The 18,682-nt window shown below is 68.6% G+C and carries 18 protein-coding genes; 5 read left to right on the top strand and 13 right to left on the bottom strand.

The genetic code is table 11. From position 1 onward, the window contains the following. Window positions 1-62: 62 nt before the first annotated feature. A complete protein-coding gene (locus tag ABL840_RS28710) occupies window positions 63-734 on the bottom strand; it encodes a TetR family transcriptional regulator (protein ID WP_093200471.1) in 672 nt (223 codons plus the stop codon). Window positions 735-816: 82 nt separating this feature from the next. Here ABL840_RS28710 and ABL840_RS28705 point away from each other — a divergent pair, with 82 nt between their 5' ends. The 3 genes from ABL840_RS28705 (at window position 817) to ABL840_RS28695 (ending at window position 3,758) form a co-directional block, all read left to right on the top strand. After that, on the top strand, window positions 817-1,482 hold the full coding sequence (locus ABL840_RS28705) for an O-methyltransferase (protein WP_093305367.1): 666 nt from the start codon (window positions 817-819) through the stop codon (window positions 1,480-1,482). Window positions 1,483-1,507: 25 nt separating this feature from the next. Next, window positions 1,508-2,380 carry an SDR family oxidoreductase gene (locus ABL840_RS28700; RefSeq protein WP_093305366.1) on the top strand — a complete coding sequence of 291 codons (873 nt, stop codon included), beginning with the start codon at window positions 1,508-1,510 and terminating at the stop codon, window positions 2,378-2,380. Window positions 2,381-2,540: 160 nt separating this feature from the next. Beyond that, window positions 2,541-3,758, top strand: a complete 1,218-nt coding sequence (locus ABL840_RS28695; protein WP_093305365.1) for an MFS transporter — start codon at window positions 2,541-2,543, stop codon at window positions 3,756-3,758. Here ABL840_RS28695 and ABL840_RS28690 read toward each other — a convergent pair. The 6 genes from ABL840_RS28690 to ABL840_RS28665 all read right to left on the bottom strand — a co-directional run bounded on the left by ABL840_RS28690 (window position 3,721) and on the right by ABL840_RS28665 (window position 9,697). Then, window positions 3,721-4,095, bottom strand: coding sequence for a hypothetical protein (locus ABL840_RS28690; protein WP_093305364.1), 375 nt, complete (start codon window positions 4,093-4,095; stop codon window positions 3,721-3,723). The two genes, ABL840_RS28695 and ABL840_RS28690, sit on opposite strands and share 38 nt — an antisense overlap. 47 nt (window positions 4,096-4,142) lie before the next feature. Next, window positions 4,143-5,462: a c-type cytochrome gene (locus ABL840_RS28685; protein WP_093305363.1), complete on the bottom strand. Its 1,320-nt coding sequence runs from the start codon at window positions 5,460-5,462 to the stop codon at window positions 4,143-4,145. Then, window positions 5,459-7,702, bottom strand: coding sequence for a xanthine dehydrogenase family protein molybdopterin-binding subunit (locus ABL840_RS28680; protein WP_093305361.1), 2,244 nt, complete (start codon window positions 7,700-7,702; stop codon window positions 5,459-5,461). The genes ABL840_RS28685 and ABL840_RS28680 overlap by 4 nt, the downstream gene beginning before the upstream one ends. Beyond that, window positions 7,699-8,202 carry a (2Fe-2S)-binding protein gene (locus tag ABL840_RS28675; RefSeq protein ID WP_093200117.1) on the bottom strand — a complete coding sequence of 168 codons (504 nt, stop codon included), beginning with the start codon at window positions 8,200-8,202 and terminating at the stop codon, window positions 7,699-7,701. The genes ABL840_RS28680 and ABL840_RS28675 overlap by 4 nt, the downstream gene beginning before the upstream one ends. A gap of 189 nt (window positions 8,203-8,391) precedes the next feature. Beyond that, window positions 8,392-8,613: a DUF1059 domain-containing protein gene (locus tag ABL840_RS28670; RefSeq protein ID WP_093200118.1), complete on the bottom strand. Its 222-nt coding sequence runs from the start codon at window positions 8,611-8,613 to the stop codon at window positions 8,392-8,394. Window positions 8,614-8,635: 22 nt separating this feature from the next. Then, on the bottom strand, window positions 8,636-9,697 hold the full coding sequence (locus ABL840_RS28665) for a class I SAM-dependent methyltransferase (protein WP_093200119.1): 1,062 nt from the start codon (window positions 9,695-9,697) through the stop codon (window positions 8,636-8,638). Between the two features lie 148 nt (window positions 9,698-9,845). Between ABL840_RS28665 and ABL840_RS28660 the strand changes: the two genes are divergently transcribed. Continuing rightward, window positions 9,846-10,304 carry a helix-turn-helix transcriptional regulator gene (locus ABL840_RS28660; protein WP_093200120.1) on the top strand — a complete coding sequence of 153 codons (459 nt, stop codon included), beginning with the start codon at window positions 9,846-9,848 and terminating at the stop codon, window positions 10,302-10,304. An 18-nt stretch (window positions 10,305-10,322) separates the two neighbouring features. Here the strand turns inward: ABL840_RS28660 and ABL840_RS28655 are convergent, their stop codons facing one another. From ABL840_RS28655 to ABL840_RS28640, 4 genes are all read right to left on the bottom strand, one after another. Further along, complete coding sequence (locus ABL840_RS28655) at window positions 10,323-11,636, bottom strand: MFS transporter (protein ID WP_093305359.1); 1,314 nt, start codon at window positions 11,634-11,636, stop codon at window positions 10,323-10,325. A 58-nt stretch (window positions 11,637-11,694) separates the two neighbouring features. Next, on the bottom strand, window positions 11,695-13,335 hold the full coding sequence (locus tag ABL840_RS28650; protein WP_093305357.1) for a GMC family oxidoreductase: 1,641 nt from the start codon (window positions 13,333-13,335) through the stop codon (window positions 11,695-11,697). Between the two features lie 222 nt (window positions 13,336-13,557). Then, window positions 13,558-15,180, bottom strand: coding sequence for a methyl-accepting chemotaxis protein (locus ABL840_RS28645; RefSeq protein WP_093305355.1), 1,623 nt, complete (start codon window positions 15,178-15,180; stop codon window positions 13,558-13,560). Continuing rightward, window positions 15,177-15,473, bottom strand: coding sequence for a hypothetical protein (locus ABL840_RS28640; RefSeq protein ID WP_143042974.1), 297 nt, complete (start codon window positions 15,471-15,473; stop codon window positions 15,177-15,179). Before ABL840_RS28640 ends, ABL840_RS28645 begins: the two co-directional genes overlap by 4 nt. A gap of 46 nt (window positions 15,474-15,519) precedes the next feature. Between ABL840_RS28640 and ABL840_RS28635 the strand changes: the two genes are divergently transcribed. Further along, entirely contained in the window at window positions 15,520-16,326 is an 807-nt protein-coding gene (locus tag ABL840_RS28635) for an IclR family transcriptional regulator (protein ID WP_093305353.1), read from the top strand. A gap of 16 nt (window positions 16,327-16,342) precedes the next feature. Here ABL840_RS28635 and ABL840_RS28630 read toward each other — a convergent pair whose 3' ends face one another. Both ABL840_RS28630 and ABL840_RS28625 read right to left on the bottom strand, forming a co-directional pair. After that, window positions 16,343-17,407 carry a DNA methyltransferase gene (locus tag ABL840_RS28630; protein WP_093305351.1) on the bottom strand — a complete coding sequence of 355 codons (1,065 nt, stop codon included), beginning with the start codon at window positions 17,405-17,407 and terminating at the stop codon, window positions 16,343-16,345. Continuing rightward, the gene (locus ABL840_RS28625; RefSeq protein ID WP_176947567.1) at window positions 17,400-18,584 is read right to left on the bottom strand and encodes a hypothetical protein; all 1,185 of its coding nucleotides are present in this window, start codon (window positions 18,582-18,584) and stop codon (window positions 17,400-17,402) included. Before ABL840_RS28625 ends, ABL840_RS28630 begins: the two co-directional genes overlap by 8 nt. Window positions 18,585-18,682 lie beyond the last annotated feature (98 nt).

Raw genomic sequence — 18,682 nt, 5'->3', positions numbered from 1 at the left:
AAGAAGTAACCAGTGTTTCGCGCGAAATACAAAGCCGGATGCGCGGATCGGCCGGAAACAAGTCAGCCGCGCGCCGGGCGGCGAGGGCGCTTTTCCTGCTTCTGTCCGTGCCCGAGGCTTTGGAGATAGGCGCAGAACATGTCGGCCATGGCGTCGGCATAGGCTTCGATTTCGGCGTCGGTCCGCGGGCTTTCGGAGAACTGCTTTCCCACCGCGCTGAACGTGGTCGTGATCAGGTCGCTGGCCAGCGCGCGCACGGATTCGGAAGCATCGGGCAGGGCCTCCAGCATGAAGGCCCGCACGGTGCGGTCGCCGGCGGCCCGTGCCTCATGCGCCTCGGGCGCATCGCGGTAGAGAGGCGCTGCGTCACTGAGCGCCACGCGCATTCCGGCCTCCTCGCACTCCGAGCGGATGAAGGCATGCACCAGCATGCGCAGCCGCTCCAGCGGCGGCCGTTGCGTGTCTTCGAGGATGTTGCACAGCATGTCGGTCGTCTGCCGCCACTCGTCGCTCTGCAGCCTGAAGAGGATCGACGCCTTGTTCGGGAAGTACTGGTAGACCGACCCGACGCTGACGCCGGCCCGCTCGGCCACCCGCGTGGTGGTGAAGCGCTGCGCGCCTTCCTTCTCCAGAACCTGAAGGGCTGCCTCGAGGATCGCAGCGACGAGATCGTTGGAGCGGGCCTGCTTGGGCTTTCTTCTAGAGGAGATCGGTGCGCTCTTTCGGTCTGCCATGGGCTGGGTTCGCAACGCGAATAGGAAATGTGAATGTTCCTTCATATTATGAGCGCACCCTGACACCAACACGAAGACCCCTGTGACGACACTCACCACCACACCACTGGCGCCCCTGCTGGAGCGCCTGTTCGACGAAGCCGCCGAGGCATCGCCCGCGCTGAGCGCCGCGATCGCCGGCTTCTCCGACGAAGAGCGTTCGCAGCTCATGCGCAGCAAGACCGGCTATCTCGATCTCTACGCTCGGCTCAAGGACGTTCCGCTTCCCGTCTCTCGCGAGACCGGCGTGCTGCTCTACATGCTGGCGCGCAGCAGCGGCGCGCGGAACATCGTCGAGTTCGGCACCTCGTTCGGCATCTCGACCCTGCACCTGGCCGCGGCCCTGCGCGACAACGGCGGCGGCCGCCTCGTCACCACCGAGTTCGAGCCCTCCAAGGTGGCGCGGGCCCGGCACAACCTCGCGGCCGGCGGCCTTGCCGACCTGGTCGAGATCCGCGAGGGAGACGCGCTGAAGACGCTCGCCGCCGATCTCCCCGCATCGATAGACCTGCTGCTGCTCGACGGCGCCAAGGCGCTCTATCCCGAGATCCTCGGCCTCGTCGAGAGCCGTCTCCGGCCGGGCGCATTCGTCGTAGCCGACAACGCGGACCACAGCCCCGAGTACCTCGCGCACGTGCGCTCGCCCGGTTCGGGCTACATGTCCACGCCCTTCGGCGCGGACGTCGAACTCTCGATGCGGCTCGGATGAAACCGGCCGTCAAGGAAACACTGCAATGAAGATATTCGTCACCGGCGCGACCGGATGGGTCGGCTCGGCCGTGGTGAGGGAACTGGTCGGCGCGGGCCATCGCGTGGCGGGTCTCGTCCGCTCCGCCGACAAGGCCACCGAACTCGAAGCGGCGGGCGCGCAGGCCGTGCGCGCCACGCTCGACGACCTCGATTCACTGCACGAGGCCGCCTCCGCGGCGGATGCGGTGGTCCACACCGCTTTCAACCATGACTTCTCGAAGTTCGCCGAGAACGCCGAGCAGGACCGGCTTGCGATCGAGACGCTCGGAAGCGCCCTCGGGACTTCGGGGCGACCGCTGCTGGTCACCTCCGGTCTCGCTCGGCTCGCACCGGGGCGGCTCGCGACCGAAGCGGATGTTCCCGATCCGTCCTTCGTGCGCAAGTCCGAAACCACCGCGCGTGCCCTTGCCGCGCGCGGCGTGCGTGCCGCGACGGTGCGGCTCGCACCTTCGGTGCACGGCCTCGGCGATCACGGGTTCGTTCCGATCCTGATCCGCATGGCGCGCGAAAAGGGCGTTTCCGCCTACCTCGGCGAGGGCCTGAACCGCTGGGCCGGCGTGCATCGCCTGGACGCCGCGCGGCTCTACCGGCGCGCGATCGAGCAGGGCGGCGACGAAGCCGTCTTCCATGCCGTCGCGGACGAGGGCGTGCCGTTCAAGGACATCGCCGCCGTCATCGGCCGCCGGCTCGGCCTGCCCGTCGAATCGCGCGGGCGCGAGCACTTCGGCTGGTTCGCCGACTTCGCGGGCGCGGACATGGCGGCATCCGGCGAGCGCACCCGCGCACGACTGGGCTGGACGCCGGCCGGCGCGGGCCTGCTGGCCGACATCGACCAGCCCGGCTACTACGCCGGCTGAAGACAACCCGAACGCGGACACGCACCACGGTGTCCGCAGTGCCAGTCGCACTGGCCGTAAGCGTCTGACGTCAATCAACGCACTCCACGACCCTTGCCGGTCGGAGTGCGTTCGCGTGCGCGCTCCGATCGACAGGGACACAGAAAACCTGGACGACACCATGACTCTTCAATCGACACGCTCGACAAACCCATCATCGACATCGACGCGCGATCCCGCGCAGGGCCGCCTGCTGCTGTTGGCGGCCATCCTCTTCATCTCATATCTCTGCGTGGGCATGTCCCTGCCCGTGGTTCCGATCTTCGTGACCGGACAGCTCGGGCTGGGCAACGTATGGGCCGGCCTCGGCGTCGGCATCGCCTTTCTCTCCACGGTCCTGAGCCGGGCGCATGCCGGCGCTCTTTCCGACCGCAAGGGGGCGAAGTCCGCGGTGGCGCGCGGGCTGGTCTTCTACGTGGCCGGCGCGCTGATGTCGCTGGTTGCGGGCCTCGCATCGCAGTCGCCGTGGACGGCCTTCATCGTCCTGCTCGCGGGCCGGCTGCTGGTCGGCCTAGGCGAAAGCCTGGTCGGGGTCGGCATCATCGGCTGGGGCATCGGCCTGGTCGGACCTGTGCGCTCGGGAAAGGTGCTGGCGCTGGTCGGCGCCGCCATCTATGGCGCGCTGGCGGTCGGCGGGCCGATCGGACTCGCGCTGCAGCAGCGCTTCGGATACGCCGGCGTCATGGGCTTCGGCGTGATCCTGCCCTGCATCGGCATGCTGGCGATCTGGCGCCTGACCGGGGTGCCAGCGCATCCCGGGGCCGAGCGTCCGCCGTTCTGGCGCGTGATCGGGCAGGTCTGGCCGCACGGGACCATCGTCTGCCTGCAGGGCATCGGCTTCGCGGCGATCGGCGCGTTCTTCACGCTGCATTTCCTCGACCAGCACTGGCGCTTCGCCGGGCTGGGACTGACGGTCTTCGGCGGCGGCTTCGTGCTGGTCCGCGTGCTCTTCGGTCATCTGCCGGACCGCGTGGGCGGGCTGCCCGTGGCCATCGGTTCGCTCGCCGTGGAGACCGTCGGCCAGGTGCTGATCTGGAGCGCTTCGGATCCGATGGTCGCCCTTGTCGGCGCGTTCCTCACGGGGCTCGGCTGTTCGATGATCTTTCCGGCCATGGGGCGCGAGGTGGTGCATCTCGTGCAGCCGCATCTGCGGGGCACGGCGCTGGGCGGTTTCTCCGCCTTCCAGGACGTCGCCTATGGCCTGACGGGGCCGCTGGCCGGGCTGCTCGCCGACAAGGCAGGCTACGGCGGCGTGTTCCTGGCCGGCGCGTGCGCGGCGGCGGTGGGGCTGGTGATCGCGATCAGCCTTCGCCAGGCACAGAGAGGCTCTCGGCCTTGATCGCGCAGGCGACCTTCGCCTTCTTCAGTTCGGATTCGAGCTCGGCCTTCAGTTCGGCGGCCACCTTCTCGGGCTCCCGGCGCAGCTCCACGATGTCGCGCTCGCCGACGCAGAGGCCGTTGAGCCGAACGTAGATGCGCGCGAAGTCGCCGCCCATCGCGCGCGCCACGTCGCCGAGGCACTCGGCCAGCGTGGCGAAGCCGCCGTTGCGGTACGAGCTGGGAGGTATCACGCCCCTGGAGCGGGGCGCGCGAACGGAGTAGGCATACGACGCAGCTTCCTTCCGCAGCTCCACCACCGGCTGCAGGCCACGCTGTGCTTCCCCTGTTCTCTTCATTGCCGCAGTTTAGATGCGGCGAAACCCGGTGGCCAGCCGGCCGCGGGTCAGGGGTTGGGGCCCAGCGCGCGCTGCTTCGCCACGAACTCCGGCGTCACCGTGGCCTGCTTGTTGCCGAACTGCGCGATGACGTAGTTGGCCAGCGCCGCGACCTCGGTGTCGGTGTAGGCCTTGCCGAAGGCCGGCATGTAGATCTCCCGGTCGTGCACGTGCATGCGCACGCCCTGCAGGATCATCTGCGTCACGTTCGAGCCGTTCGGGTCGTTCACGCCGCGCGTTCCGAGCAGCGATGCGTTGGCGGTCTGCTGGCCCTGTCCGTTCCATTGGTGGCAGCTCGCGCATGCGGCCGCGAAGAGCCGCAGGCCCTGCTCGTGGCCCTCGGCGGTGTTCGCGGCCGGTGCCGCCGCGCTCGCGGCCAGGGCCCATGGCGGCTTCGCATCGACCTCGATCGGATCCTTGCCGGCCTTGGCGGGCACCGTGCGCAGGTAGCTCACCAGCGCCGAGGCGTCTTCCGGCTTCAGGTACTGCAGGCTGTGCTCGACCGCCTCGCCCATCGGGCCCGAGGCGGAGCCACGGCCCGCGGCATGGCCGGTCGTCAGGTACGAGGCGATCTCGGCATCGCTCCACGCGCCGATGCCGTTCTTCGCGTCCGACGTGATGTTGTAGGCGCGCCAGCCCTGGATGGATTCGCCCGCGAGCTCGTTGCCCTTTTCCATCGCGAAGGCGAAGTTGCGCGGCGTGTGGCATTCCGCGCAGTGGCCCAGCGCGGTGGCGAGGTACTTGCCCTGGTTCCACGCGAGCGGCTTCGACGCATCGGCCTCGAAGCGAGCGCTCTTGAAGAAGGCCGCGTTCCAGAAGCCCATGGCCCAGCGCTGGTTGAACGGGAAGCCGAGGTCGGCTTCCCGGTTCGGCTGGTTCACCTTGGGCAGGCTGAACAGGTAGGCCTTGATCGCCAGCACGTCGCCGCGGCTCAGCGAGGTGTACGAGGTGTATGGGAAGGCCGGGTACAGGCGCTTGCCGTCGGCGCGCACGCCGTCGTGCAGCGCGCGCACGAACTGGTCGTCGCTCCACTTGCCGATGCCCGTCTCGGGGTCCGCCGTGATGTTCGACGAGTAGATCGTGCCGAAGGGCAGCACGAACGGCAGGCCGCCCGCGAAGGGCTGGCCCTTGCCGCCCGGCACCGTGTGGCAGGCGATGCAGTCGGCGGCCTTGGTGAGGTATTCGCCGCGCACGAGCAGTGCCGCATCGTTGGGCGCACCGGCCAGCACGGGTGCCTCGCCCGCCGAGCCGTCGGTGCGATTCAGGAAGAAGTAGAGCGCCGCGCCGATGACGACCAGCACCGCCAGGGTCTTGAAGAGCCGCTTCATGCCGACCTCCCTTCATCGTGCGGGGCTTCGGCGATCTTCTTCTTCATCGCCTCCTTGTCCTGCGCCAGCAGCGCGCGGTTCACCGGCAGCGCGCGCAGGCGCACGCCGGTCGCGGCGAAGATCGCGTTGGCCAGCGCCGGTGCCGCGATGGCGGTGCCGACTTCGCCGAGCCCGCCGGGCGCCTCGGCACTCTTCACCATGTGCACCTCGATCGGCGGCGACTCGTTGATGCGCAGCGTGCGGTAGTCGTGGAAGTTGCTCTGCTCGATGGCGCCGTCGCGCAGCGTGATCTCGCTGTAGAGCGCGGCGCTCAGCCCGAACAGCAGCCCGCCCTGTATCTGCGCCTCGATGGAGCCGGTGTTCACCGCGATGCCGCAGTCGAGCGCGACCACCGCGCGCCGCATGCGCACCTCGCCCTGCGGCGAGACCTCGGCCTCGACGATCGCGCACACGCGGCTGCCGAAGGCATCGCCCACGGCCACGCCTCGCCCCACGCGCGCCGGCAGCGTGCTCTGGCCCCAGCCGGCCTTGCTGGCCGCGAGGTCGAGCACGGCGAGCGTGCGCGGGTTCTTCTGCAGCATCGCGCGGCGGTAGGCCACCGGGTCCTTCTTGGCGCGGTGCGCCAGCTCGTCGATGAAGCTCTCCATCACGAAGAGGTTGTGCGTCGGGCCCACGCCGCGCCACCAGCCGACGTTCAGGCCCGGCGGCATGTCGTGCCGCACCCATTCGACCTTGAGGTTCGGCAGGTCGTAGCAGGGCTCGGCCACGCATTCGATCAGGTCGCCGTCCATGCCGTCCTTGCCCATGAAGGCGGGCGCCCAGCGGCCCAGCACCGTGCCGCCCGAGATGCGGTCGCCGAACCACTGGATGCGGCCTTCGCCGTCGACCACGGCCGAGATCTCGTCGTGGTACATCGGGCGCACGATGTCGTGGCGGATGTCTTCCTCGCGCGTCCACACCACCTTGAGCGGGTAGGGCACCTGCTTCGCGAAAGCCACGGCCTGCTCCACCGAGTCGGTCTCCAGCCGTCGGCCGAAGCCGCCGCCCAGGTACTGGTTGTGCACCGTCACCTTGTCTTCGGCCAGGCCGGTGATCTTCGCGGCCACGCTCACGCAGCGCGCAGGCACCTGCGTGCCGACCCAGACGTCGCAGCCGTCGGGCCGCACGTGCACGGTGGTGTTGAGCGGCTCCATGGTCGCGTGCGCCAGCATGGGCAGGTCGTAGGTGGACTGCACCAGCGTGCCCTCGGGCCGTTTGCCGGCTTCCTTGCCGACGATGGCCTTGCCCTTCGCCAGCGCATCGGCCAGCCCTTCGCGCAGCTGCTGCGTGGTGAGCGCGGCGTTGCGCCCCGGCGTCCATTGCACCTTCAGCGCATCGAGGCCGCGCTTCGCAGCCCAGAAATGCTCGCCGACCACGGCCACCGCGTCCTTGATGCGCAGCACGGCGATCACGCCGGGAATCGCCCGCGCGGCCTTGTCGTCCACCGAGGCCAGCACGCCGCCCAGCGTGGGGCTCGCCTTGACCGTCGCGACCTTCATGCCCGGCACGCGTACGTCGATGCCGAACTGCGTCGTGCCGTTGACCTTGGCGGCCGAGTCGACGCGCCGCAGCGGCTGGCCGATGAGCCTGAAATCCTTCGGCTCCTTCAGCGCCACCTTGGCCGGCATCGGCAGCTTCGCGGCGGCGCCGGCGAGCGTGCCGAAGCCGAGCTGCCGGCCCGAGGGCGAGTGGCTCACCACGCCGCGCGCGACCGTGCAGCTTTCGGGTTCGACCTTCCATTGCGCGGCGGCGGCGCTCACCAGCAGCGTGCGCGCCACGGCGCCGGCCTCGCGCAGCACGCCGTAGGTGCCGCGCGTACTGGTCGAGCCGCCGGTGATCTGGCCGCCGAGCAGCGGCATGCCGTAGAGCGCCTCGTTCGCCGGCGAGTGCTCCACGCGCACCTGGTCGAGGTCGACGCCGAGTTCCTCGGCCAGCAGCATCGCCGAGCCGGTGTAGATCGCCTGGCCCATCTCGGCCATCGGCATCACGAGGCGCACTCCGCCGTCGGCGTCGATGCGGATGAAGGCATTGGGCGCGAAGGCCGGGTTGCCGTCGGCGAGCGCGGCGGCCGCGTCGCCCGGCTGCTGCCTGGGGCTGATCGCGGCGAAGGCCTTGCCGCCGCCGATCCAGGTGAAGGCCAGCGCGAGGCCGCCGGCCTGCAGGGCCGCGCGGCGGCTGATGGTGCCCGCCGCCGCGTTCACGATGCGCTCCTTGCCGGCATCACCGCCACCGACTGCAGCACCTCGGCCTTGCCCGTGGCCGCCTGCTTGATGGCCGCGCGGATGCGCGAGTAGGTGCAGCAGCGGCAGACGTTGCCCGACATGGCCAGGTCGATGTCGGCGTCGCTGGGGTTGGGCGTGCGCTGTATCAGCGCGGCGGCCGACATGATCTGGCCCGACTGGCAGTAGCCGCACTGCACCACGTCGACGTCGAGCCAGGCCTTCTGGATGCTCTTGCCGGCCGGCGTCTGCTCTATGGCCTCGATGGTGGTGACCGCCTTCTTGCCGATGGAGCCCACCGGGAGCACGCACGATCGCACGGGCTGGCCGTCGAGGTGCACGGTGCAGGCGCCGCACTGCGCGATGCCGCAGCCGAACTTGGTGCCTGTGAGTCCGACGATGTCGCGCAATGCCCAGAGCAGGGGCATGTCGTCGGGTGCGTCGAGGGCAACGGACTTGCCGTTGATGTTGATGTCGATCATGGGCCCCGCCTTCTTCGTATGGTTCGCCGTGGGTGGCAGCGAACCATAGCGCGACTTGGCGAATCGCGCTTGCCGGGCAAGGGAGCGTTCAAGCGGCGTGCGCGGGCTTCCCCGCAAGGGGAACGCCCGCGTTCAGCCGAAGGTATTCATCGCCGCCATGCAGTGGCAGGCGTTGCCGCGAAGGGCTCGTCAGGCGGGCGTCTTCTGCGCGGGTGCCTGCAGCGGCGGCGTGCCGGTCTTGAAAAGGCCCACCAGCTGCTTGCGCAGCTCGGGCGTGTCGGTGTGGCCGTGGACGGTCACGGCGTGCTGCACGGCGGCATCGAGCAGTTCGCTCTCGCTGTCGGCGCTGAGCGCGACGCTGCAGTTCGTCGTGCTCGGGTACTCGCGGCAATCGATGTATTGGCGTGACATGGCGGCGCCTCCTGGAATGTCCTCACGGACGTGCTTCGAAGATCAGGTTGAAGGGCGTTTCGCTGGCGCGGCGGAAGTGCGCGAAGCCGCCTTTGGCGGCCACGTCGCGCAGGCGCGCCTCGCCGGCCTGCGCGCCCAGGCACAGGCCCACTTCCTGCGAACGCGAGGCCGGCGTGCAGATGAAGTTCGACGCCGAATAGAACACGCGCCCCACGGGGTTCATGTTGTCCTCCAGCCGGTCGTTGGCGAAGGGTTCCACGAGCATCCACGTGCCTCCGGGCTTGAGGCTGCCGCGCACGTGCGCCGCCGCGCCGACGGGGTCGCCCATGTCGTGCAGGCAGTCGAAGAAGGCCACCAGGTCGTAGTCCTTGCCCGGAAAGTCCTTCGCGCTCGCGACCTCGAAGCTCAGCCGCTTCGGATCGTCGATGCCGGCCTTGCGGGCCGTCTCGCGCGCACGCTCGATCGACGGCGCGTGATAGTCGAAGCCGACGAAGCTCGACTCGGGATAGGCCTGCGCCATCAGCAGCGTCGACGCGCCATGTCCGCAGCCCACGTCGGCCACGCGCGCGCCGCGCTCGAGCGCGGCCGGAACGCCTTCGAGCGCAGGAATCCACTGGCTCACAAGGTTGGCGGCATAGCCGGGCCTGAAGAAGCGCTCGGTGCCGTGGAAGAGCGCAGGGTCATGCTCGTGCCAGCCGATGCCCAGGCCCGTGCGCATGGCCTGGATCATCTTGGGCACGGCCTTGAACTGTGCCACCGCGATCTGGAAGGCGCCGGGCACGAAGGCCGGGCTGCCTTCCTCGGCGAGCGCGAAGGCCTGTTCTTCCGTGAGCGAGAAGCGCTGGCTTGCCGGCTCGTACTCCACGTAGCCGCTGGCGGCCTGGGCCGAGAGCCATTCGCGCAGGTAGCGCGGATCGGTCTCGGTGCGTTTGGCCAGTTCCTCCGCGGTGCCGGGGCCCTTGGCCATCTCCTTGTACAGGCCGAGCTGGTCGCCCACGACGATGGTTGCGGCGTGCATCACGGCGCCGATGTCATGGACGAAGTTACCCATGAACGCGTTAAGCCTTGTTTCGTCGATAGCCATGTGTATCCCCTTCGCCGGCGAACGGCTCGCGCGTCCCCCGCCTGCCTATACTGGGCTCGCGGCAGAGGGACAGTGGTCATCCTCCGTCCCGCTGCAGGCAGGCGCCATACGCAGCAATGCGTATGCGGCACGATGAAAGGGGCACGCCATGACGCATCTCACGCGCGGCGATTGCGCGAGCGCACTTCGCCTGCTGGAGCAACTCGAGTCCGGACAATCGCCCGTGCGGCATCGCGGCGTGCATGCAATCCGCCGCATGCCGACGAAGGCGCCGCGACGGCGCGAGTTCCGCCGGGCCTCGATGCAGGCCGACCACTACCGCCGCGCAGGGCTGGAGCATGCGGTGGCGGTGGCCCTGCTGTACCGGCTGGCCTGCCGCGCAGAGGCGCCGGCTCCCGCCGCCTCGCCGCCGCCCGGCCTTACGCCCCGCGAGGGCGACGTCATGCGCTGGCTATCGTGCGGAAAGACCGATGCCGAGATCGCCGCCTTGCTTCAGATCAGCCCGCGCACCGTGCACAAGCACCTGGAGCACGTGTACGTGAAGCTGGGCGTCGAGACGCGCACGGCGGCCGTGATGCGCGCCCTCGGCATGGGCGGCGCCCTTTGAGAAGCTCCGGGAGAGCCTTCAGCGCGACGCCACCGCCACCGGCGAATCCGCGGGCGAGGCGCTGCGCCCGATCATCCACGCGCACACCGCCGACACCATGCCCGCGAACAGCACGTACATGCAGATCTGCCACGGCTCGCCGCCGCCCGACTTCAGCAGCGCCGTCGCGATGATCGGCGTGATGCCCGAGGCGAAGATGCCCGAGAACTGGTAGACGAAGCTGATGCCCGTGTAGCGCACCTTCGCATCGAACAGGTCGCAGAAGAGGGCGGCCTCGGGTCCGTACACCGAGGCGTACAGGATGCCGAAGGGCACGATGATCGACAGCCAGACGAGCAGCACGTTGCCTCCGCTGTGCGTCATCAGCCAGAAGCCCGGGAATGCCGACACGGCCGTGATGAGCGAGCCCCACATGTACACGCGCGGGCGCCCCAGCCGGTCGGACATGCGCCCGAAGAAGGGGATGGCGAAGCACATCACCACCGCCGCGGCCATCACGCCCAGCAGCGCCTCGGTGCGGTTGATCTTGATGGTGGTCGTGAGGTAGTTGATGGAGAACACGCCGAAGATGTTGAAGAACACGCCGTCGATGTAGCGCGCGCCCATGCCCTTGAGCACATTGCCCGGGTAGCGCCGCAGCATGTCCATGAAGGGAATGCGCAGCTCGGCGTTGCGCGCCTTCACCGCGGCGAACTCCGGCGTTTCCTTCACGTGCAGGCGGATATACATGCCCACGATCACCATCGCGCCCGAGATCAGGAAGGCGATGCGCCAGCCCCACGAGAGGAACTGCTCGTCGGTGAGAAGCCACGACAGCAGCGCCACCACGCCCGAGGCCATGCACAGCCCGATGGCCAGCCCGATCTGCGGCAGCGAGGCGTAGAAGCCGCGCTTTTCCTTCGGCGCGTACTCGTAGGCCATGAGCACCGCGCCGCCCCATTCGCCGCCCAGCCCGATGCCCTGCGCCACCCGCAGCAGCAACAGCAGCAGCGGCGCCGCGATGCCGATCTGCGCGTAGGTGGGCACAAGCCCGATGAGGAAGGTGGCCACGCCCATGATCATCAGCGTGATGATGAGCATGCTCTTGCGGCCGATCTTGTCGCCGAAGTGGCCGAAGATCACGCCGCCCAGCGGCCGCGTGACGAAGCCCACCGCGAAGGTCGTGTAGGCCAGCAAGGTCGACACCACCGGGTCGCTGCCCGGGAAGTAGAGCTTGTTGAACACGATGCCGGCCACCACGCCGTACAGGAAGAAGTCGTACCACTCGATGGTGGCGCCCACCAGGGCCGAAACCACCACCCTGCGAATCGCTTTCTCGTCGCTTGCACTCATGTTTGTCTCCGATGAGGTTTGTCGTGGCGGCCTCTGCGGGCCTTGGTCTGCAAAAGAATCAGTGCGCGGCGGCTGCCGCTCTCGCGTCCTCTCTGATCAGGTCGACGGCCTTCTCGGCCATCATCACGGCGGGTGCGTTGGTGTTGCCCGACACCAGCGTCGGCATCGCCGAGCAGTCGATCACGCGCAGCCCAGCCACGCCGTGCACGCGCAGGCGCGCATCGACCACGGCGAGGGCGTCGCTGCCCATGCGGCAGGTGCCGGTGGGGTGGAAGATGGTGGCGCCGTTGTTGCGGCAGAACTCCAGCAGGTCGGCGTCGCTCGCCGCGCCGGGGCCGGGCTTCACCTCGCGCTTCACGTAGGGGCGCATGGCGGGCGATTCGGCGATCGCGCGCGCGGCCTTCACGCCGGCTACGGTGGTCGCGCGGTCGAGCTCGGTGGAAAGGTAATTGGGCTGCATCTCGGGCGGCTCGGCCGCGTCGAGCGAGCGGATGCGCACGTGGCCGCGCGACTCGGGCCGCAGCTGGCACACCGACATCGTGAAACCCGAGTACGGATGCACCTTGCCGCCCGCCATGTCGGCCGAGAGCGTGGCGACGTGGAACTGGATGTCGGGCGTGGCCGCCACCGGCCGGCCGCTTTCGTCCTTCAGCGCGCGCATGAAGCAGCCGCCCTGGTTGATGCCCACTGCCAGCGGGCCGGTGCGGTGCAGCAGCCATTCGAGGCCCATGCCCATCTGTCCGAACCAGGAGTTGAGTTGGTCGTTGGTGGTGATGGGCTTGGTGCACTCGTAGCCCAGGCGGATCTGCAGGTGGTCCTGCAGGTTCTCGCCGACGCCGGGCAGCTCGTGCACCGGCGCGATGCCGAAGCGCTCGAGCAGCGCGCGCGGGCCGATGCCCGAGAGCTGCAGCAGCTGCGGCGACTGCAGCGAGCCGGCCGACAACAGCACCTCCGCGCGGCAGCGCGCGGTCTTCAGCTCGCCGCCCTGGCGGTAGGTGATGCCCGCGGCGCGCCTGCCGTCGAACACCAGCCGTTCGGCCATCGCCTCGGTCTCGATGCGAAGGTTGGGCCGCCGCTTCACCGCCGGCGTCAGGTAGGCCTTGGCCGTGCTGCAACGCCAGCCCTTGTGCGTGGTGAGCTGGTAGTAGCCGGCGCCTTCCTGCGCGGCGCCGTTGAAGTCGCTCGTGCGCGGCACGCCGGTCTGCGCGGCACCGTCGATGAAGGCTTCGATCAGCTCGTGCTTCGCCGCGATGTCCGAGACCTTCAGCGGCCCCTCGCCGCCGTGGAAGGCGTCGCCGCCGCGCTGGTTGCCCTCGGAGCGGATGAAGTAGGGCAGCACCTCGTCGTAGCTCCAGCCGGCGTTGCCGAGCGCGGCCCAGTGGTCGTAGTCCTCGCGCTGGCCGCGGATGTAGATCAGGCCGTTGATCGAGCTCGATCCGCCCAGCGTCTTGCCGCGCGGCCAGTAGATGCGCCGGCCGTTCATGTTCGGGTCGGGGTCGGTCTCGAAGCGCCAGTTGTAGGTGGGGCTCCACATCGTCTTGCCGTAGCCGATGGGCAGGTGGATCCACAGCGACCTGTCCGCCGGCCCCGCCTCCAGCAGCAGCACGCGGGTGGCCGGATCTTCGCTGAGCCGGCCGGCGAGCACGCAGCCGGCGGAGCCTGCGCCGACGACGATGTAGTCGAACTCTTCTTCAGGCATGCAATGGGGTCCTGGGAGGTTCTGTGGGTCTTGCTGGCGTTGTGCGGAGGAGCGAGCACAGCACCTGACCGAATCCTAGGTCATTGATTTTCGGAACGCAATGTTCCATTTTTAAGGTTTACCCGCATGCCGGCGTGCGAGAGACGGGCTGCTCCAGGCGTCCGTCGAACCTTTGCAATCGAAGAGCCGTGTTGCTCAGGAAGTGGGAAACCTGCCCCCGGTTCACGCCGGGATCTGAAGCACCGGCGTGGATGCCAGCGCCGGCGGGGCGTCCGGACGGGGTGCCTTGATCCGGAAGACCGAAACGGCTTCCACCAGTCGGTCGGCCTGGAACTTCATGCTTCCGGCAGCGGCTGCGCTTTCCTGGACCAGCGCGGCATTCTGTTGCGTTGCCTGGTCAAGCTGCATCACCGCCTCGCTGACCTGCGCTACACCGACGCTTTGCTCGGAGCTGGCCGTGCTGATTTCGCCGACGATGTCCGCGACCCGCCTGATGGAGTCGACGACTTCCGACATGGTGACTCCGGCGCGATCCACCAGCACCGAACCGGTTTCGACGCGATCGACGCTCGCGCTGATCAGTGCCTTGATTTCCTTGGCGGCGTCGGCCGACCGGCTCGCGAGACTGCGCACTTCGGAGGCAACCACAGCGAAGCCTCGCCCCCGCTCGCCCGCGCGCGCGGCCTCGACGGCCGCGTTCAGCGCGAGGATGTTGGTCTGGAAGGCGATGCCGTCGATCACGCCGATGATGTCGGCGATCCGCCTGCTGCTGTCGTTGATGCTCTTCATCGTCTCCACCACCTGCACCACGACCTCGCCGCCGCGCATGGCCACGGTGCTCGCGCTGTCGGCGAGCCTGTTCGCTTCGGTGGCGTTGTCGGCGTTGCGCCTGACGGTGGAATTGAGTTCTTCCATGGAGGCCGCGGTTTCTTCGAGCGAAGACGCCTGCGACTCCGTTCGACGGGAAAGGTCGTTGTTGCCATGAGCGATCTCGGCGCTCGCCATGGCGATGCTGTCGGCGGAAGAGCGGACCTGGCCGATGAGCCCCACCAACTGTCGCTGCATGGTGGCCATGGAGGCCAGCACACTGCCCTCGGGGGCCTCGTGCGCGCCGTCGATTTCGCTGAGATCGCCCTCGGCGACGTTGTGTGCTGCCACGCTGAGCTTGGCCGGTTCGTCGCCAAGAGCCAGGAAAAGACGGCGCGCAATGAAGACGCCCAGCGCTGCTGCAGCAAGCACGGCAAAGATGCTCAAGGCAAGCAGCAGGGTCCGCTGCCTGGAATACGCGGCCGCGGAAGCCTCGACGTTCCTTCGGGAAGTCTCTTCGCCGTGGTCCGTGTATTCCTTCGAGGCGGCGAGAAGTTGCACGAGCAAGGGCCTGCACTCGACGTTCATCTTCTGGATGGCCTCGTCACGCTTTCCGGCACCGGCGAGTTCGACGATGGACAGCGCGATGGGCAGGTACTCCTTTTCGATTTTTTGGATCCTTGCAAAGATGGCTCGCTCGCCGTCCGTGATGTCTTCTCCAGCTTCGAGCGCTGCCTTGAGGTCCTTCAGGCTGGATTCCAGCTGTCCGTTGCTTCCGACCGCCATCGCCTTGGCCGATTCGCGATCGGCCGGACGGTCCAGAAGCACCATGTCGCGCACGCCGATGGCCCGCTGACTGGCCGCGACGCTGATGCCGGTGGCCAGCGCCTGGCGATGTGCGATGCCGGCGACGTATCCGGAGAAGCGATGGTCGGCCGCGCTCAGCGAACGCTGGGCGAGCAGGCTCACGAGCAGCACCAGCAGCGCGAGTACGGTGAAGGTCCCGGCGAGCAGTTTGCGGGTCGAGAGAGTTTTCATGGGTCCAAATCCGGAGAGAAGGAAAGAAAAGGGCAATACGCATTGCCGGAAGTGCCGCGTTCCGGGCGGCCGGTTTCCGTGCTTTTCTTTTCGGCCATGAATGCTGTTTTCTTAAGTCTTGTTTCCTCTTTTTTGTTTTTTTGATAACAAATGGCAGATTTTTGTTTACGAAGCGAGCTTTTATCGATCTTTTGAGCACTGCATGCGTCAGCGAATACGGGTTCACTGTCCGGAGTTTCCGGAATGCCCCGAAAGCCCGGCAATGGAACAATCGCCCCCGCCTGGCTGTTCACGGCCGGCGATTCCTGGAATGTTTCTCCGTCCATAAGGTTTATCTGCATGTCACGTAATGCGCGCGCATCTGCCGCAGCGATTCCCCCGGAGGAGCCGGAGCCCGCATCCGCCTCCGGCTCCTCGGCCGAGCGCAGCCTGCGCCTGCTGGCGCTGCTCGCCAACGAAGGCCGCGCCCTCACGCTCGCCGAACTCGCCGCGCAGCTCGGCCTGCCCAAGGGCACCGCGCACCGCATCTGCACCCAGCTGCTGGCCACCGGCTTCCTCGCGCGCGACGTGGACGAACGCTCCTTCACCGTCGGCCCCGCGCTGCGCAGGCTGGCCTTCGATACGCTGAACCACGGCGTGGTGCGCGGGCTGCGGCACGAGGTGCTGTCGGCGCTGGTGCGCCAGGTGGGCGAGACCTGCAACCTCACCACGCTCGACGGCGCGCAGGTGCTGTACCTCGACCGCGTCGAAGCGCAATGGCCGCTGCGCCTGACGCTCGACGTGGGCTCGCACGTGCCGCTGCACTGCACGGCCAGCGGCAAGCTGTTCCTCGCGCAGATGCCGGCGAAGGCGCGCGATGCATTCATCGACGGGCTGCCGCTGGAGCGCATGACGCCCAACACCATCACCAGTGCCGATGCGCTGCGCACCGAGTGCAAGGCGATCGCGAAGCAGGGCTATTCGCGGGACAACGAGGAATTCATCGCCGGCCTGGTGGCGGTGGCCGTACCGGTGCGCGACGCGGCCGGCGCGGTGCGTGCCGCGCTGGCTGTGCATGCGCCGACGGCGCGCATGTCGATGGACGACGCCGTCCGGCGCATCGACGCGCTGAAGGCTGCGGCCGAGAAGATGGCCGCGCTGCTCTGAGGCGGCCCGGCTACTGCTACTGCTCGTAGCAGATGTCCAGCCGCACCATGGCGCCGCTGCTGTCGACTCTTTCCGCGCGGAAGTAGTAGCGCCCGCGGTAGCTCTCGAAATGCAGGGGCAGGGCGACAGGTTCGTCCCAGCTCGCCAGCGCGAAGCCACGGTCGCGCAAGTCGCGCAGCAGCGCGTCCAGCCGCTGCGGATCGGCAGCGACGCGAATGTCCGCGTCGGCCGGTTGCGTGTCCTGCTTCGGGTCTTGCAGCCATCGCGCGAAGCTGCCGACGAGGGTGAAGACATGGCCTTGCGCGCGCAAGGCCTCGAGCAGTTCGGCCGTGGCTTGCAGATCGATGCGCGCGCGTTGCTTGCGGAACACCAGTGCGTATTCGTGGCTGCGATCCGTGCGGGCCGCGTCGACATCGCCGTCGGCACCTGTTTCTTCGCCGTGCGGGTAGATCAGCACCCGCTCTTCTTCCATGGTGAAGAGCGAACCGAGGATGCGTGCGAGGTCGAAGGCCAGGGGCAGCATGCGTTCGCCGATGCGGAGGTTCTGCGCCATCGCTATGCAATGGCCGCCTTCGCGCAGATGGGTGCGAACGGCGTGGAACACGTTGCGCAGGCCTTCCAGGTGCTGCGCATAGCTGCGGCTGTCGTAGAGCTGGCCGGCAGCGGGTGCTCCCGGCCATCGGCATCCGAAGTAGGGCACGTTGGTGAGGCAGAGCTCGAAGGGCTGCGGTGCCGCGCCGTCGAGTGCGTCGCAGGAGCCGTGCAGCAAGGCGACGCCGTCGTCATCGGCACCGATGCCGTGGCGCGCGAGCCGCTCGCGAATCAGCCCGAGCCGGTCCGCGTCGACTTCGCAGCCGGCGGCCCGCCGGCCTTCGAGGCGCGCCGCGAGCAGGGTCGTGCCGAAGCCCGCGAAGGGATCGAAGACCGTGTCGCCGGGCTGCGAGAAGCGGCGTATGAACGGCGTCATCTGCTCGACCCAGCCGCAGTCGCGCGCGCCCAGCGGGTCGCGTGCGCGCAGGTCGTCGGGCAGGCGGTGGCGCGGTGACTCGTGGTCGAGCATCAGCCAGCTGTGGTCAGGCATCGGCATGCTCCCGTGTCGAACGGGTGTCGAGCAGCACGTCGCGTCCCGGCTCCCAGCCAGCGCAGAGTTTTCCGTCGGCGAAATAGACCAGCTTGTAGATGTCGCCGCTCGCGTGGCGTGCGTGCATGGCGCCGTAGTCGGAGCTCTCGAAGATCACGGCCAGGCCGTCCGCGGTGCGCAGGCGCAGGTTCCAGAAGTAGTAGCCCTCGGTCAGGCTCTCGACCGTCCATCCGCGGGAGACGGCCTCGTCGTCGAGGCAGGCTGCCAGCAGCGCGTCCATCGGCACCCGCTGTGCCTGCAGGTAGCGGGCCGTGGCGTTCTCGCGGTAGCTGCTGTCGAGCCGCGAGAACTCCCTGAAGACGACGGTGCCGGCGCCGCAGCGCTCCCGAACCCACGAGAGGTAGGCCGAAACGTCCGGCGGCCGCGCGATGCCGTCGCGCTGGAGGATGCACACCATGCGCAGCGGCATGGCCGAGGCCAGTTGCCGCGCGGTCCGCTCGAACACGGCCTGGTCGGCAATGGCGAGCCCGGGCCTGAAACGCATGATGGACTGGTTGGCCGCTCCGTCGTGGTGATGGCGGGACAGCTCGAGCCAGCTCAGGCCGAAGTCCTGCAGCGCGCGTCGCAGGCCGGAGCCGTCGGGCTTGGCGAAGCCGGCGCCGTTGCTGTACAGCACGCGGTCTTCCACGATCGGGCCATCGCCGGCTTCGGCGGCAGCCAGCGTATCCAGAAGCCGGAGCATCCAGCCGGCGTCGTCGCTGGTCTCCAGGCCCGAGAGAGACCACGACAGCGGCACGCCGCGCAGGGCCCGCAGCGCGCGGGACAAGCCATCGAAATAGCCGTGGTCGGGCCGAAGCAGGGAGGCCGGCACGCCACCGTCGGCCTTGCGCAGATTCTCCGAACAGAAGCCGCAGCGCGCGGAGCAGGGCTGCACCGATGCGTAGGGCGTGAAGGTCAGCGGCTGTGCAAGACGCCACCGGGCGCCGCCGATGGCGTGCGGGTGCCAGCGCGTCGCCTGGCGCGGGTCGGGCGCACGCAGGCTGACCTGCCCGGCCGCGGCACGCAGTCGGGCGAAGAACGGCGAGCCCGCGCTGCGGGGCAGGTCGGCGAGGTCCACCCTGTCGATGGAGACGATGGGGACGCGCGCGGCACTGTCGGAGGGGGCTGCAAGAAGCATGTCGGGCGGGTCGGCGAGCCGGAAGTCGGGGCAGCCGCAACGATACGACACCGCGCCGCATGCGTTGACAGAGAATCTGCCGCTCACCCAACGGGAGA

Source organism: Variovorax sp. NFACC27, from assembly GCF_048301545.1.
Taxonomy (GTDB): Bacteria; Pseudomonadota; Gammaproteobacteria; order Burkholderiales; family Burkholderiaceae_C; genus Variovorax; species Variovorax gossypii.
Note: the sequence above shows the minus strand (reverse complement) of the source record. Positions and strands in the feature narration are given on the sequence as shown.

What these genes read in the sequence shown, in the direction of transcription:
- ABL840_RS28700 (WP_093305366.1), top strand. Translation starts at nt 1,508, where the DNA reads ATGAAGATATTCGTCACCGGCGCGACCGGATGGGTCGGCTCGGCCGTG.
- ABL840_RS28665 (WP_093200119.1), bottom strand. Translation starts at nt 9,697, where the DNA reads ATGGCTATCGACGAAACAAGGCTTAACGCGTTCATGGGTAACTTCGTC.
- ABL840_RS28690 (WP_093305364.1), bottom strand. Translation starts at nt 4,095, where the DNA reads ATGAAGAGAACAGGGGAAGCACAGCGTGGCCTGCAGCCGGTGGTGGAG.
- ABL840_RS28635 (WP_093305353.1), top strand. Translation starts at nt 15,520, where the DNA reads ATGTCACGTAATGCGCGCGCATCTGCCGCAGCGATTCCCCCGGAGGAG.
- ABL840_RS28650 (WP_093305357.1), bottom strand. Translation starts at nt 13,335, where the DNA reads ATGCCTGAAGAAGAGTTCGACTACATCGTCGTCGGCGCAGGCTCCGCC.
- ABL840_RS28670 (WP_093200118.1), bottom strand. Translation starts at nt 8,613, where the DNA reads ATGTCACGCCAATACATCGATTGCCGCGAGTACCCGAGCACGACGAAC.
- ABL840_RS28645 (WP_093305355.1), bottom strand. Translation starts at nt 15,180, where the DNA reads ATGAAAACTCTCTCGACCCGCAAACTGCTCGCCGGGACCTTCACCGTA.
- ABL840_RS28625 (WP_176947567.1), bottom strand. Translation starts at nt 18,584, where the DNA reads ATGCTTCTTGCAGCCCCCTCCGACAGTGCCGCGCGCGTCCCCATCGTC.
- ABL840_RS28660 (WP_093200120.1), top strand. Translation starts at nt 9,846, where the DNA reads ATGACGCATCTCACGCGCGGCGATTGCGCGAGCGCACTTCGCCTGCTG.
- ABL840_RS28675 (WP_093200117.1), bottom strand. Translation starts at nt 8,202, where the DNA reads ATGATCGACATCAACATCAACGGCAAGTCCGTTGCCCTCGACGCACCC.
- ABL840_RS28685 (WP_093305363.1), bottom strand. Translation starts at nt 5,462, where the DNA reads ATGAAGCGGCTCTTCAAGACCCTGGCGGTGCTGGTCGTCATCGGCGCG.
- ABL840_RS28710 (WP_093200471.1), bottom strand. Translation starts at nt 734, where the DNA reads ATGGCAGACCGAAAGAGCGCACCGATCTCCTCTAGAAGAAAGCCCAAG.
- ABL840_RS28695 (WP_093305365.1), top strand. Translation starts at nt 2,541, where the DNA reads ATGACTCTTCAATCGACACGCTCGACAAACCCATCATCGACATCGACG.
- ABL840_RS28630 (WP_093305351.1), bottom strand. Translation starts at nt 17,407, where the DNA reads ATGCCTGACCACAGCTGGCTGATGCTCGACCACGAGTCACCGCGCCAC.
- ABL840_RS28655 (WP_093305359.1), bottom strand. Translation starts at nt 11,636, where the DNA reads ATGAGTGCAAGCGACGAGAAAGCGATTCGCAGGGTGGTGGTTTCGGCC.